The 15,044-nt window shown below is 33.3% G+C and carries 10 protein-coding genes and 1 pseudogene; 2 read left to right on the forward strand and 9 right to left on the reverse strand.

Annotated features, from left to right (window positions below; all coding sequences use genetic code 11):
- Nucleotide 1: 1 nt before the first annotated feature.
- The gene (locus A5893_RS09840; protein ID WP_082911392.1) at nucleotides 2-451 is read right to left on the reverse strand and encodes a glycoside hydrolase domain-containing protein; all 450 of its coding nucleotides are present in this window, start codon (nucleotides 449-451) and stop codon (nucleotides 2-4) included.
- A 345-nt stretch (nucleotides 452-796) separates the two neighbouring features.
- On the opposite strand from A5893_RS09840, the pseudogene A5893_RS09845 reads away from it, so the two are divergent.
- Nucleotides 797-1,120: pseudogene (locus A5893_RS09845) on the forward strand (DUF6252 family protein); the annotation flags it as partial.
- A 129-nt stretch (nucleotides 1,121-1,249) separates the two neighbouring features.
- On the opposite strand, the gene A5893_RS09850 reads toward A5893_RS09845, so the two are convergent.
- From A5893_RS09850 to uxaC, 8 genes are all read right to left on the reverse strand, one after another.
- Nucleotides 1,250-3,517 (reverse strand): GH92 family glycosyl hydrolase, encoded by a 2,268-nt coding sequence (locus A5893_RS09850; protein WP_068822390.1) that lies wholly within the window; start codon nucleotides 3,515-3,517, stop codon nucleotides 1,250-1,252.
- Between the two features lie 9 nt (nucleotides 3,518-3,526).
- On the reverse strand, nucleotides 3,527-6,451 hold the full coding sequence (locus tag A5893_RS09855) for an FAD-binding and (Fe-S)-binding domain-containing protein (RefSeq protein WP_068822391.1): 2,925 nt from the start codon (nucleotides 6,449-6,451) through the stop codon (nucleotides 3,527-3,529).
- An 82-nt stretch (nucleotides 6,452-6,533) separates the two neighbouring features.
- A complete protein-coding gene (locus A5893_RS09860) occupies nucleotides 6,534-7,277 on the reverse strand; it encodes an RraA family protein (RefSeq protein ID WP_068822392.1) in 744 nt (247 codons plus the stop codon).
- A 22-nt stretch (nucleotides 7,278-7,299) separates the two neighbouring features.
- Entirely contained in the window at nucleotides 7,300-8,268 is a 969-nt protein-coding gene (locus A5893_RS09865) for a mannonate dehydratase (protein WP_068822393.1), read from the reverse strand.
- Nucleotide 8,269: 1 nt separating this feature from the next.
- On the reverse strand, nucleotides 8,270-9,943 hold the full coding sequence (locus tag A5893_RS09870; RefSeq protein WP_068822394.1) for a sodium:solute symporter family transporter: 1,674 nt from the start codon (nucleotides 9,941-9,943) through the stop codon (nucleotides 8,270-8,272).
- A 113-nt stretch (nucleotides 9,944-10,056) separates the two neighbouring features.
- The gene (locus tag A5893_RS09875; RefSeq protein ID WP_157687537.1) at nucleotides 10,057-11,304 is read right to left on the reverse strand and encodes a hypothetical protein; all 1,248 of its coding nucleotides are present in this window, start codon (nucleotides 11,302-11,304) and stop codon (nucleotides 10,057-10,059) included.
- Between the two features lie 21 nt (nucleotides 11,305-11,325).
- Nucleotides 11,326-12,168, reverse strand: coding sequence for an SDR family NAD(P)-dependent oxidoreductase (locus A5893_RS09880; protein ID WP_068822396.1), 843 nt, complete (start codon nucleotides 12,166-12,168; stop codon nucleotides 11,326-11,328).
- 2 nt (nucleotides 12,169-12,170) lie between these two features.
- Nucleotides 12,171-13,571 carry a glucuronate isomerase gene (gene uxaC / locus A5893_RS09885; RefSeq protein ID WP_068822397.1) on the reverse strand — a complete coding sequence of 467 codons (1,401 nt, stop codon included), beginning with the start codon at nucleotides 13,569-13,571 and terminating at the stop codon, nucleotides 12,171-12,173.
- A 316-nt stretch (nucleotides 13,572-13,887) separates the two neighbouring features.
- On the opposite strand from uxaC, the gene A5893_RS09890 reads away from it, so the two are divergent.
- Nucleotides 13,888-14,775: an AraC family transcriptional regulator gene (locus A5893_RS09890; RefSeq protein WP_068822398.1), complete on the forward strand. Its 888-nt coding sequence runs from the start codon at nucleotides 13,888-13,890 to the stop codon at nucleotides 14,773-14,775.
- Nucleotides 14,776-15,044: the final 269 nt, after the last annotated feature.

Raw genomic sequence — 15,044 nt, forward strand, 5'->3', positions numbered from 1 at the left:
ATTATTCTTGTGTGGGTGGTACAACATTTTTTCCCCAATCACCTGCTTTATCAGACATTTCTAATACTAAAACGCCACCATTTACTAGCTCATTATGGGTTAACCAAGTATGGGTAAATGGTTTATTATTTAAGCTTGCTGCTTTGATGAAAGTATTTTTACGACTTAAATTTTTGGCAATTATTTTGAATGATTGGTTATTTTCTAACTTAATGATACTTTCTTTCAAAATTGGCGAGTTAATCAAGTAATAATTTTGCCCTGCATTTGGATATAAGCCCATCATGTGAAATACCAGCCAAGAAGACATTGCACCAGAATCATCATTACCAGGAATGCCTTTGGGGCTGCCATTTTCACTTGGTCTGTGTCCCCACAAAACGAAAAACAAAGATTTTAATAAATAGTTGAATGGACTGTGAGGACACAGACCATGGATTAAAACCTGCATGTGCGAGTGATTATAAAAGAGACTTATAACCTAATGTGGCAATATTATTTTTAGTAATTAACCATACTTATTCTTAATAAAAACTTAATCTACAAATTTTTAAAATTCCGTACCCTTTATTAAAAATGAATCATATAGATTTAGGTTATAAAACCTTATATCATGAAAAACGCTATAAATTTTTTGATTTTTTTACCATTCATCATTTTTTTATCTGCAGCATCCTGCAAAAAAGATGAAATAGATACTGGTTTTACCTGCAAAGTTAATGGGGAAAGATGACGACCTTTTGCTGATGATTTTAAATTACAGGAAACGGAATGTCATCTTACAAATAATGGGGAAACTTTATTTATTAAAGCAAGGAATACCAATAGTAGAGAGCATTTGGGAATATTAGTTTCAACTCCAGGGATCTTAATTTCCACAAAATCTTACACAATTAATAGTAAGATGTTTTTGAGCGGGACTTATGATTCAAATAGTTCAGGACCTGGCGACTATTTTGAAACAAATTCTAATTATACTGGACAAGTAGAGATTAAAAGCATTGATTCAGTTAATAGAAGAATGACAGGCACTTTCTTTTATGACGCTTATAATGAAAAAACTAAACAAACTGTAAAAATTACCTCTGGCACATTTAATCTTAAATACGTAAACTTTTAAACCAAAACCTATAAAAAACAACTTTTCCCTCGGTCTGTATCCCCACAGAACGAAAAAACAAAGATTTTAATAGATAGGTGAATGATCTGTGAGGACACAGTCCATGGATTAAGACCTCTTAAAAATAAACTATTCTTGTGTGGGTGGTACAACATTTTTTCCCCAATCACCTGCTTTATCAGACATTTCTAATACTAAAACGCCACCATTTACTAGCTCATTATGGGTTAACCAAGTATGGGTAAATGGTTTATTATTTAAGGTTGCCGATTTGATATAACTATTTTTTGAGCTTAAATTTTTGGCAATTATTTTAAATGATTTGTTGTTCTCTAACTTAATCAAGCTTTCTTTCAAAATTGGCGAGTTAATTAAATAATAGTTTTGCCCTGCATTTGGATATAAGCCCATCATGTGAAATACCAACCAAGAAGACATCGCACCAGAATCATCATTACCAGGAATTCCTTTGGGGCTGCTATTGTATTCCTTTTTTATAATTTCGTTAATTCTTTGTGAACTTAAATCAGGTCTGCCTATCCAATGGTAAAGATTAGGAGTTAAAAAATCAGGTTCATTACTAACATCATAAAGGTTTTTATTAAAAAAGGTATCTAAACGAGATTTAAATGACTCTGCTCCACCAGTATATTTAATAAGTTCGGGAATATTTTGCGGAACGTAAAACGAATAATCCCATGCACTCCCTTCGTAAAAAAAGCCGCACCACCAGCACACGCATTCACCTGCAACGTTATTGGTAGGGTCAAAAGGTACTTTTGTTTTTTTATTTAACGTACATGAAATAGAATCAATCCATTGTCCATTACTATCTTTTGGCATTATAAATCCTTTAGCGCCATTGTTTTCTATATCTCTCCAAAGGTTTTTCCAGTTTCCTGATTGTTTTTTGTAACAGTAATAATTTGTAGAATCACCCAAACCTTTTGCAAGTTGAGCTATACAGTAATCATTGTAAGCATATTCAACCGTTCTGGTTCCTGCCCTTGGATATTTATCAGAGATATAGCCTAAACTTAAATAATCTTGTAAACCGCCTCTTCCTTCTTTTTCTTCATTTCCACCCGGAGATACAGTTGCATTTTTAATCATTGCTTTTAAAGCGAGGTTATAATCAATTCCTTTTAAGCCTTTAGCAAAAGCATCAGCAATTACCACATCTGCATTAGAGCCTCCTTGTGTTCTACCATTGCTATTCCCACTACGGGCATCAGGCATATAACCGTCATGCTGATATATATCTAATAAGGAATTGACAATAGCAGTTTGCCTTTCGGAATTTATTAAAGTTAATAGTGGACTTGATGACCTAAATGTATCCCAAATGGCATAAAAATCATCATAATAAGGTAAGTCAGATTTCCAAAGCGGATTTTCTCCACTTCTATCAACAGGCATTAATAGCGTATGATATAAGCCTGTATAAAACATTTTTTTGTGTTCTATTGGGGCTTTTTCATCAATTTTAATCTTACTTAATTCTTGTTCCCACCTTTGTTCCGTTTCTTTTAATAATTGATCAAAATCCCAATGCCGCACTTCGGTTACTAAGTTTTGTTTTGCCTTAGCGGTGCTGATAAATGATATTGCAATTTTCATTTTTAAAATAGACGAACCTGATTTTTTAAAATGAAGTAATGCCCCAGTTTTTTCTCCTGTATTGTATTGTAGTTTTTGATTGGCAGTAATTGTGCTGCCCTTCCAAGTGCTAAAGTTTTCAAAAGGTTGATCAAATGTGGCGTAAAAATAAACAGTATATGGGCCACCTGCATTCCAGCCACCTCTTACGCTGTTATGCCCTATCACTTCATGGTCTGATATAATTTCAATTTCCGACCCTATAAAAAATTGAGCTTCTTCTTCACTTAAGCTTTTACCTTCGTTTAAAAACGCACCAGCATCAATTTTTAAGGCTTTTTCACTTTTATTTTTAAACTCAAATTTGTAAAAAGCAGTTTTTGGGGCGGTTGTAATCGCTACGTTTATATCGCCTTTTATCAAGTTTATACCATAATAACCTAAGGCTACTTTTTCATCTTTAATCAACGATGATTGTTCAATTTCGTCTTGATTACTTGCGAAAAGCATGACAGAAATATTCCCATATTTTGCTCCGCCACCTGTACCACTTACATGCAGCTGACTAAAACCTATTAAAGGTAATTTTGGATTTGCCTTATAGCCACTGTTAGCAGTTTTGCTATTATCTGGTCCGGGTTTTATCATCCCGAAAGGACATGATGGGCCAATAATTACATTTCCGTAACCCTGAGTTCCTATTTTAGGATCAACATAGCTGTGGTAATTGGTTTGTGCTTTTGCAATCAAACAAATACTGAAGAGAAAGAGAAAAATTTTTACAGCTTTTTTGTTCATCTTCAAGTTTTAATTTACCAAAGCATCCCACAATATCTCTACGGGATGTAATGCAGTTTTATTGGTTCCATCTTTAATTTGATGTCTGCATGAAGTACCAGAAGCAGCTATAATGGTTTCTTTTGCTGCATTTCTAACTTCTGGGAATAAGACCAATTCGCCTATTTGTTGCGAAATTTCATAATGTTCTTTTTCATAACCAAAAGAACCAGCCATACCACAACAGCCTGATGCAATAAGTTCTGTTCTGTAATTTTTGGGCAGGCTTAAAATAGTTTCTAAATATTTTTGTGAGGATAAAGCTTTTTGATAGCAATGCCCATGAATTTTAATGTTTTTTGCTTCTTGATGAAAGGAATCAGATTTGATGTTTCCCTTTTCTATCTCTTTGGCAATAAACTCTTCTACAGTGAAACAGTTTTTAGAAAGTCTTATCGCATCAGCTTTAAGCTGAGGATTTGCTAAATCTATATATTCGTCTCTAAAGGTTAATATGGCTGATGGTTCTACTCCAATTAATGGCGAATTCTCAGTGATTTTATCTTTTAACAATGCAATATTTTGATTTGCTATAACCAAAGCTTTTTTAACAAATCCTTTTGATAAATAAGTTCTTCCGCTTTCTAAATGATTTGGAATAATAACCTCATAACCTAGTTTTTCTAATAAAAGGATAGACTTTTTACCAATTTCAACATCGTTATAATTGGTAAACTCATCACAAAATAAATAAACTTTTTTAGATGAGGCTTGTGGCTTTTGATGCTTTTTAAACCAAGTTCTTAAGGTTTGATTGGCAAGTTTTGGTAAGGTTCTATCTGGGTGAAAACCGATAAGAGAATTTAACACTCTCCTTAAAGTAATATTTTGGAAAATAGCATTATAAATAAATGGTGCAATTGAAGCAAGTTTCATTTGACCCCTAAAATTTCCTATAAGTTTAGCCCTAAATGAAGATCCGTTTTCATCATAATAATTTTGAAGAAATTCAGCTTTCATTTTTGCGACATCAACTCCAGATGGGCATTCTGTTTTACAGCCTTTACAACTTAAACACATGTCCATCACTTCTTTAATTTCAGGATGGTTAAATGAAGCTTCGTTTGCGGGTAAACTTAAATATTGTCTTAAAACATTTGCTCTTGCTCTGGTAGTGTCTTTTTCTAATCGGGTTGCCATATAACTTGGGCACATCACTCCTCCAGAAATGGCGCTTTTTCTACAATCGCCAGAACCCGAGCATTTCTCGGCTAAAGCCAAAATACCTCCACTTTCAGAAAAATCTAAAGTGGTATTTATTAACTTGATATTTTGATTTGGCTTTACCCTCAAATGGGTATCCATTGGTGGTGTATTAGTTATTTTTCCGGCGTTAAAAACTTGATTTGGATCAAAAATGGCTTTAACTTTTTTAAACAAATCGTAGGTTTCACTACCTACCATGCTTTCTATAAATTCTCCACGCAATCTTCCATCACCATGCTCTCCAGATAAAGAACCACCGTATTTCTTCACCAGTTTTGCTGTATCATTTAAAATTGATCTGAATTTGACTAAACCTTCTTCACTTTTAAGGTTTATCATTGGTTCAACATGAAGTTCACCTGCTCCCGCATGGGCATAGTAAGAGGCTTTAACTTCATAAAATGCTAAAAGTGCCTCTAAATCTTTAATATAATCGGGTAAATCATTTGGAGAAACCGCACAATCTTCAATCAAATTTACTGGCTGAATGTCTCCTCTTAAATTTCTAAGCAAACCTAATCCAGCTTTTCTAATATCCCAAGCATACTTGGTATCCCCATTTTTTAAAACTGGATAGGCAAAACCCAGGTTTAAAAGCTTAAGTTCGGTAATTAAATGATTAGCTTTTAATGCTACTTCATTTGCAGTATGTCCCATAAATTCTACCATTAAAATAGCAGCAGGATCATCAACTATAAAGAATCTGTTTTTATGATATTCGGGATGGTTAATAGTGAAATCACAAATAAATTTATCAACCAATTCTGAAGCATAAGGTTGATGTTGTAAAGCAATGATGTTTGCTTTTAAAGCTTCATCAATAGAATTTGTATGGATACAAACAAGCGCAATTTCTTGGGGTGGTAAATCTATCAGGTTTAGTTTCGCTTCGGTAATTAAACATAAAGTACCTTCAGAACCAGCAATTAATTCGCATAAGTTATTAGTTTTTCCTTGCGGATGATAAGGCTGCATTCCTAAAAGTGCATCTAAGGCATAACCTGTATTTCTACGAGTTACTTTTTTATTGGGGAAGTTTTGATGTATTAAATTTTGATGATTTACATCCGTTAACAAACTATTTAAACCAGTTTTAATTTGCTGATAAAATGAATTTTCTGTTTCTAGGTTATCATTACTAATAAGTACTTCAGATCCATCGCTTAAAATAGCTTTAACTTCTGAAAGATGATCTCTTACGGCTCCCCAAACAATGCTATGTAATCCGCAAGAATTATTTCCAATCATCCCACCAATCATCGCCCTATTTGCAGTAGAAGTTTCGGGTCCAAACATTAATCCAAAAGGTTTTAGATAGAAATTTAAATCGTCTCTAATTACTCCTGGTTGCACTTTAATCCATTTTTCTGCAACATTCAGCTCAATAATTTCAAGAAAATATTTAGAAATATCCACAACAATTCCATTACCAACTACTTGGCCTGCTAAAGAAGTTCCAGCTGCTCTTGGAATTAACGTTAGTTGATGTTGATTTGCAAACTCAACTAACAAAATAAGGTCTTTGTTATTTTTAGGCAGGGCAACTGCTACAGGTTTTTCCTGATAAACAGAAGCATCTGTTGAATACGCTAAAAGTTGGGTTTGATGTTCTGGAGATAAATCAAAAAATATTTTGCCACTAAGTTTTTTGCTTAATAAATCAAATGGAAGAGGGGAGGATAAAGGCATATCATGTAATCGATCTAAAAAGCTTTAGTAAAGGATGCTAAAATAATTATTTAACATCCTTTATTTCTTTTTATTTAACTAATTAAAAATAACCTCCGTTCTCGGTAATTTCATGAATTGTTTTTCCTTCGTGTACCCAACCAAATATTTTTTTCTCATTCTCGATAATTTCTTCGGCCCTAAGCAAAACATCATAAGCAATATCTCTTGGTACTACTAAAACGCCATCAATATCGCCCATAATTACATCGCCTGGCTTTATAGTAACATCTGCAATTTGCAAAGTAGTTTGGTAATGAGTAATCAAGCATCTGCCTAAGCTGCCATTAGAAATTCTATACTTGTAAAATACAGGAAAATCTGCTTCTAAAATTTGGTGTGTATCTCTTATTCCGCCATCAATACAAGCAGCTTTTACTTTTTTGCCTTTTGCAGTTGCAGTCATAACGCCGCCCCATAAGGTTGCTTTTGCATCGTTAGTGGTATCCCAAATCACAAAACTATCTTCATGCATGGCATCCAGCATTTTGGTTCTAAATTCCATTTCACCTTTTACAATGGCGTTAGGAGCACTTTTTACAGTAAAAGCAAAGCCAGCAATTGTACGATATTCTCTTAATGGGATTATATGTCCGGGTAAAGCTTGGTTTAATAAACAAAATTCCCTTAAAACATCATTAATGGCTCCGGTATACATTTTCTCAAACCTGCTTAATAATTCTTTATCTGGAATTGGGAAAGTTGCATTAGATCTACTTTCTCTAAACTCGATGAGTTCATCCAGGTTCATCATTCCAACTTCTTTTTTGTATTGATCTACACTCATGATAATATATTTTTAATTAATTCTATTTTATTTCTAAGGCGTCCATAATACCTTTCATATATCCTATACCAAATAGGTTACCTTTCATCTCATAACCATGCATCTGGTTAGATTCGCCGGCCATCGTAGGCACATGATCCGATCTTATTGGACCATCAAATCCAACTTCTTGGTAAGTTCTGTACATATCCACCATATCAGTTGGGCCATTGTCATGAAAGGTTTCTTTGAAATTATCAGCTGTTCCTTCTACATCTCTGATGTGAACAAAAAATATCTTTTCTTGCTGACCAAATTCTCTGATTAAACTTTTCACGTCTTCTCCCATAGTAGTGTAAGTTCCCTGGCAAAACGTTAGGCCATGAGACGGACTATCATATAAACTTAATACTTTACGGGTTGCTTCTGCATTGATAAAAATTCTTCCAATTCCTTGTAATTCAGGTACTGGTGGGTCATCAGGGTGCATTGCCATTTTTACTCCAGCTTTTTCTGCAACAGGCAAAACTTTAGCTAAAAAGTACTGATAATTTTCCCATATTTTTTCTGCAGAAACTTTCCCGTATTTAGTATCGGGTAAAAGTGCTGCATCCTTTGAGTTAAAGCCAGAAACTAAAGCTCCAGCTCTTTCTTGTACAGCTTTTGCGGTTCTAAACCAGCCTGTTGCCATAAAATTATAGCACAGTAATTTGATATTTAGTTTACCCATGTTTTCTAACATGAGGCAATAATTTTCTATATCTTGGTCTCTACCTTCCAAGCCAAGTTTAATTCTCATCATGTCAAATTGGTCTCCTTCAAAACCAATTAATTCAAAGCCGTGATCATTGTATATGGCTTTAGATTTTTGTAGCGATGCTAAATCCCATGGAGGTAAATCACCGGTAAGTTCTGGCGCTAATTTGGCAATAGCGTAATTAATACCCATCTGTTTTGCAAGCACCCATTTTTCATCAGGCTTATTCCCGAAAAACAAAAAACTTAATTTCATATTAATCTGCTTTTACAGGAGTTATTTTATTTTTATTAACCAAAAACCACATAAAAGTGGCTAATAATAAACAAAGAATACCGGCGACAAATGAAGAAATTCCACTAGAGTTACCTAGAGAAGGGATGCTCATCGCCATAAATAATAATCCCACTACAAATAAAGCTATGGCATATAGACGGTTCATAGAACGTTGAAAGCTCCAATCCTCTACCGGTTTTTCATCTTCTCTTAACGGAGTTTTTAAACGCTTAAAAAATTGTTTTACTCTATCAATATATTCTTGATTTTTTGCTGGTAAAAAGGATGAAACCACAAATATGAAAACACAAACTAATATTTCTATAAGCGTTCCCAATTCCCAACTTATAGATTTAGTAGAGTTTAAAATCAATCCCACAATTATCCCAACTATAACCGTAGCCAAGGCTCCAATTGGTTTAGGTTTTTTCATAACAATTCCTAATACTAATGGAATCGTCATGGGTAACGCAAAAAGTCCCGTAAATAATTTATTGGCTTCAAAAGCACCTCCAAAACCACCAACATATAAAGCCCCAACGGTAATCAGAGAACCTAGAAATAAAGTCATGATTCTACCTACCCAAAGTAATTCTTTATCAGATGCGTTAGCTTTAAAAACCCTTTGATAGATGTCTTTTGTTAATACCCCTGCTGTTACATTGTATTCTCCACTTAACACACTCATGGTGGCAGCAAACATTGCGGCTACCATTAAACCCATAATACCTGTAGGTAAAAGTTTGAGGCAAATGCTTACATAAGCCATTTCTGGGTTTGCTAAATCAGGAATAATTTGTCTAGCTACAATAGAAGGGAAAAGAAAAATAAATGGAAAGATAAAAAAGAATGCAGCACTTAAAAGCGCCTGTTTTCTACCAGCTTTTTCATCCCTAACACTATAAAATCTTTGGATAAAAGTCCAGTTGCCACTATATTTAATCAATATCATTAAATAATAAACCATGATGTATAAAGGCATTCCTTTAGGACCTTTAAACCAATTAAACTGAAGTGGGATGCTATGAAAAATATTGCTTAGGCCGCCACCAGCTTTAATGGTAAGCGGTAATAAAATTAAAGTGGCAACAATTAAAATTACAAATTGTACAACATCTGTAATCACCACTGCCCAAAGGCCACCTGCAATAGTATACAAAGCAACAATTATCCCACAGGTTAAAATGGAAACCTCTAAACTAACCCCGGTTGCTGCATTTACAAATAAAGCTAGCGCATAGAGCCTTACCATATTATCTAAAATTTTAAACGCCACACCCGACCATGAAAAAACCTGTCTAACTGTTGGATTAAATCTGGTTTCTAAGTATTCCATTGGTGTAATAATTCCCGCCCTTCGCCATCTTTTTGCAAATACTGCGGCACCCACTAATGCCGGAACAACGGTACTCCATATTAATGTGATGGCAACCATTCCGTCGGTGTAGGCAATACCTGCATAAGCAACAAAAATGAATGTGCTAAATTTGGTCATGAAATTGCTAATTGCTCCAGAAATCCAGGGGATGGCATTTCCACCTTTAAAATAATCTCCAATATTTTTGACGAATTTCCCTAGAAACAATCCTATCCCAGCCATTAACAACATGTAGATCACAATTGCTAGATAGTCGAGATTTTGGAGATTTTTCATTTATTTAAATTTAATTAAGATTTTAAATTTGTCTAATAATACTGACCTAGTAATTTATTTATTTGATTGTAGCATCAATGGTTTTTTTCCTTCAAAAATGTGACTCAAAATAATCATTTAGCCTTTAATAATTTCTTCAAATCTGCCATGTAAACACTCCTGGTGCCATTATAGGTTCCATTGAAAACTACATATCTACCAGTTTTGTCCCAAGCTGGGTGCGCATCAACCCTAAATTCAAAATTTTTGATTTCTGGTAAGTCTGCACCAGCTATTGTTGTTTCTGTTTGATTAGCTAAATTAATTAGGCGAATAGGGGCAAATCCGGCTTTTGTAGGCATTTCACCTGCATAAGCATCAGTAATTATATAATTAGATTTTTTTGGATTGCTAGATGGATGTCCAGAACCAGGTGAATAAATTGTTTTTAAATCTGTCCCATCATATTTTACGCTAATGATCTCAAGACCAGATTTGTCATTAACATTCAAATTCATGGTAAGATGTTCGCCATCTGCAGCCCAGTTTACATGATGTCCGCCTTTAGACCATTGTTCGCTACTAATTGCAGTTCTAATATCAGATCCATCAGGTAGCATGGTAATAACTGCTCTGTTTCTATTGTAAGTTCCTGAAGGTGTCCATTGTATAGTAGTAAGTAATCTTGTGCCCTGTGGGTTCCATTTTACCTGAAAACAATAATATTCGTAATTATCAGGATTTTCGACTTTAATAGAAGGCTTAGTATTTTCATAAATCTGTTTGACAGAAGCCACTAATTTTGAGGTATTTGTAGCGATATCAGTTATTATAATCCCATCATCATCTACTAAACCTATATTCTTTTTGTTTATTTCTTTTGGGATAATTACTCCATAACCCACTTGCGCAAAAATTGATTTTTCAAGATTATAGGTAGCCAATTTTTTTCCGTTTGGTGATACCATAAATACTGTACTTGCCATTCTAATTGTCTCTCTGGTAAAAGGATTCATTTTTACGGCAAAACCTTTCCAGGTTGAAGTGTCGACATCATTAAAGTAGAGCTCTTTATCGCTTGCGCCCCATTGTACATTGGCTCCTAATTGAAATTCCCAACCTTTAGTTTTTGCGATAACTTTTTCATTTCCTGTTTTAATATTTACAAGTATTACTTCCCCATTATCGCCTGGTTCTGGAGAATGATCGTTGTAAGGAAATCTAAAAAGTGCCAAATATTTGCCAGAGGGACTAATAGGAGAGGTGTCGAAAAAACGATGAATTACGTTTCCAGTACTCATCATCCGAACATTCTTTGGTAAATCTTGTGCACACACAGCAAGATTTAAACAAACAATAAAAAGAGATAATATTTTTTTCACCTATTAATAATTCTAATGGTATTAAATACCTGCTGATGCTAAAAAACCACCATCAACAGCAATGGTTGTACCCGTTACAAAACCTGATGCATTGTTATCTAAAAGATAATTCATGGTACCTAATAATTGCTCGGCTTTGCCAAATTCTTTCATTGGAGTAATGTTGATGATTGAAGCTCCTCTTTCAGTAAAGCCACCATCGGGTGTGGTTAATAATTTTGTACTTCTTTCGTTTAAAAAGAAACCGGGTGCTATGGCGTTTACCCTAATATTTGCTGGAGCTAAATAAGCACCTAGCCATTGTGTAAAACTTACCATTCCAGCTTTTGCAAAGGCATAAGCTGCAACCCTAGATAAAGCCCTAAAACTGCTCATACTTGCTACGTTGATAATACTTCCTCCGCCGTTTTCTGCCATTATTTTCCCAAAAACAAAACAAGGCAAAATAGAGCCCATAGAGTTTGTTTGGATCACATTCATAAACTGGTTCATATCCAGATTAAAAAAACCTCTAAAGTTTGGATCGGTATTGTTAAGTTCTTGTGGTTCAAATTTATTAATAGTGGTTATCGCTGTACTTTGGTTACCACCTGCGCCGTTGATTAAAATGCTAATTGGACCTAATTTTTCTAGGATGATAGATTTGGCGTTTTCTAAGGATTGTTCATCAATAACATCAGTACTTATAGATATGGCAATACCACCATCTTTTATAATTTCCTCTTCAACTATTTTTAGTTTGTTAATGTCTCTTCCTAACAGGGCTACTTTTGCTCCATTTTTTGCTAAGTCTTTAGCCATTTCAGAACATAAAGTTCCGCCTGCACCGGTTACAATCGCTACTTGATTTTTTGCGTATGTCATTTTTATATTTTTCCTGTTGTAATGATGTTTTTTGCGTTTTGATAGCAAATTTTAGTTACCAATTCTGATAAGTATACCATGTTATTTGGTAGCATGTTCTTCTCTACATAGTCTCCTATAAAATGGCAAAGTATTCTTCTAAAATAATAATGTCTGGATAGGGATAGAAAACTTCTAGAATCACTGGTCATCCCAATAAACTGGCTCAAAAGGCTGTAATTAGACACATCTTTTAAGTGTTTCATAATCCCTTCAAAATGATCATTGAACCACCAAGCAGGTCCAAATTGTATTTTACCTCCTTTGCCATCTTCTGAAAAAGAACCGGTTAAAGTGGCAATTCTTTCATTATCAGATGGGTTTAATGTATAAACAATAACGTGTGGTAATTTACCACCAGTTTCAATACTGTCTAAAAAGGAACAAATACTTTGTATATCTACAGGATTGCCAATTGTTGCAAAGCCACCAAACTTTCCCGCAATATTTTTTAAACGAGAGCTGGTGGTTCTTTGAGCGCCAATGTGTAATTGCATTACCATATCCAGCTGTCCATAAGCTTTTCCTAAAAATGTGAGTAAATAAGATTTTAATGCAACTAGTTCATTTTCTTTCAGAGTTTCTTTTGCAATTATTTTATTAAAATAAATTTCCGCATCTTTTTTTGAAGGTAGCACATAAGTAAAACCAGAATCTAAACCATGATCTGATAAATTGCAACCAGCACTTTTAAAGTTTGCTAGTTTAATATTTATTGCAGACTCGTAATCGGAAAGATTACCTACTTTGATTTTAGTTTGATTTTCTAAATTTTTTAGCCATTCTAAAAATAAGGGACTATCAAAGGCTAAAATGGAATCGCTCCTTAATGATGGAAAGACAGAAATATTTTCTTGGTTTTTTGTAATTTGGATATGAGGATCTAAAACATCGCAAAGATCATCAGAAGTACATAATAATTCCGTATTCCATAGTTTTAAAATATCAATACAGCTTAAACCATTATCTCCTAACTTTTCATTGCATTTATCCCAAATTTCTTCATGAGGAGTTATTTCTAAATCAATTTCTTCACCAAAAACTGATGATATTTCTAATTGCGACCAATGGTACAATGGGTTTCCAAAAGTATGCGGAAAGGTTTCCATCCATGCAAAAAACTTATCCTTATCAGAACCATTACCGGTAATATATTTTTCTTCAATACCAAAAATCCGCATCAAACGGTGCTTATATTGGTCATCATTAATCCAAAGTTCTGTTAAATTTTTAAACTTTTTTTCTAAAACCATGGCAGATGGATTTAGATGGTTATGATAATCAATAATGGGTAATTTCTCTGCTATATTGTAATAAAGCTCTTTAGATATCTTATTACTCAAAAGAAAATCTTTATCTAACATAATTTAAAAACATTAAGCTTCATATATTAACTGTACACAATAAAAAAACTGATACCTTTTATGAGAAAATCAATAAGGGATTTAATAATTTGGTTATAAACAAAAGTATTGTCATTAATTTAATGCCAATTAAAATCTGTTTGCAAATAATTGAACTCCATTTGCGCAACACTAAATTTTTCATCATTGAATTGCATTTTTTTCACAATACACTTTTCATAATATAAACCCATATTTTTATAAATATTTAAATTCATTATTTTGCATTTGAATTATAATTGCTTAATTTAACTGCGATATATAAAATTAGGCATAAATGGAACCACAGTTTCTAAGAAAGAACACCAAAACTCCCGAGCATTCTTTTTATTGCAGATATGCAGAAGTACCCTACACTTATGATCAATTTCACTATCATAAAGAATATGAATTATTATACATTTTACAAAATAATGGAACAAGATTTATTGGAGATAGTATAGAATCTTTTAATGACCATGACCTTGTTTTGGTAGGGCCAGGGCTGCCCCATTATTGGCAAAGCGATGTAGAATATTACCAAAATAACGAAGATTTAAAAGCAAAAGTTATTGTAATACATTTTGAAAAGGATTTTTTAGGACAGGATTTTTTTGATATTCCTGAAATGAATCAAGTTAAAATTCTTTTATCAAAAGCAAATAGGGGCATACATTTTTCCAGAGATGTTGCCATGATTTTAGGCGAGAAACTTTTAGCGATACCAGAAAAAACTGATTGGCTGCAAATTACCGAGCTTGTTTCTGTTCTATCTATGATGGCAGAAGGGGAGTATAAAACCATTGCATCAGAAAGCTTTTCTAATTCTTATCATCAATCTAATAATGAAGATAGGATTACTGGTATATACAATTATCTAATACAAAATCATCATGATGATTTATCTTTATCTGATGTTGCTAATTTTGCGAATATGAATACATCTGCTTTTTGCAGATATTTTAAGAAAGTGACCTCTAAAACATTTTCTGATAGTTTAAATGATATTAGAATTGGGATTGCTTGTAAAAAATTAATAAATTCTGACCTAAGCATTGCAGAAATAGGATATTCTTGCGGCTACCAAAGTATATCCTATTTTAATAGACAATTTAAAAAAGTTAAAGGTTATACACCATCAGATTACAGGCTTAAATATTTGAACAATATTAAATTTAGTGCTTAGGAAATTTTAGATTAAATTAGATAGATAGTCCTTTCAAAGTATCTCCTCAATTATTATTTTTTACTTTAAGTAAAGTTATTCTAATTAATTGTTAATACGTTAAGTAGTTAATTACAAGCTGATAACAAATTAATCAGAAAACGTTTTCCAATACTAACACCTATTCTTTTAAATTTAAATTTTCTTGCAAATTCTGTTCAATACATTGCAAAAATACTGAAATTTCAGATTTAAAGGATTTTTTACGTTTGTGTAGTTATTATAAAGCC

Origin of the sequence: Pedobacter psychrophilus (assembly GCF_001652725.1) — a bacterium.
In the GTDB taxonomy this organism is placed as follows: Bacteria; Bacteroidota; Bacteroidia; order Sphingobacteriales; family Sphingobacteriaceae; genus Pseudopedobacter; species Pseudopedobacter psychrophilus.

Bases quoted from the DNA above. Each gene is read 5' to 3' on its own strand.
- A5893_RS09840 (WP_082911392.1), bottom strand. From the start codon at position 451: ATGCAGGTTTTAATCCATGGTCTGTGTCCTCACAGTCCATTCAACTAT.
- A5893_RS09850 (WP_068822390.1), bottom strand. From the start codon at position 3,517: ATGAACAAAAAAGCTGTAAAAATTTTTCTCTTTCTCTTCAGTATTTGT.
- A5893_RS09855 (WP_068822391.1), bottom strand. From the start codon at position 6,451: ATGCCTTTATCCTCCCCTCTTCCATTTGATTTATTAAGCAAAAAACTT.
- A5893_RS09860 (WP_068822392.1), bottom strand. From the start codon at position 7,277: ATGAGTGTAGATCAATACAAAAAAGAAGTTGGAATGATGAACCTGGAT.
- A5893_RS09865 (WP_068822393.1), bottom strand. From the start codon at position 8,268: ATGAAATTAAGTTTTTTGTTTTTCGGGAATAAGCCTGATGAAAAATGG.
- A5893_RS09870 (WP_068822394.1), bottom strand. From the start codon at position 9,943: ATGAAAAATCTCCAAAATCTCGACTATCTAGCAATTGTGATCTACATG.
- A5893_RS09880 (WP_068822396.1), bottom strand. From the start codon at position 12,168: ATGACATACGCAAAAAATCAAGTAGCGATTGTAACCGGTGCAGGCGGA.
- uxaC (WP_068822397.1), bottom strand. From the start codon at position 13,571: ATGTTAGATAAAGATTTTCTTTTGAGTAATAAGATATCTAAAGAGCTT.
- A5893_RS09890 (WP_068822398.1), top strand. From the start codon at position 13,888: ATGGAACCACAGTTTCTAAGAAAGAACACCAAAACTCCCGAGCATTCT.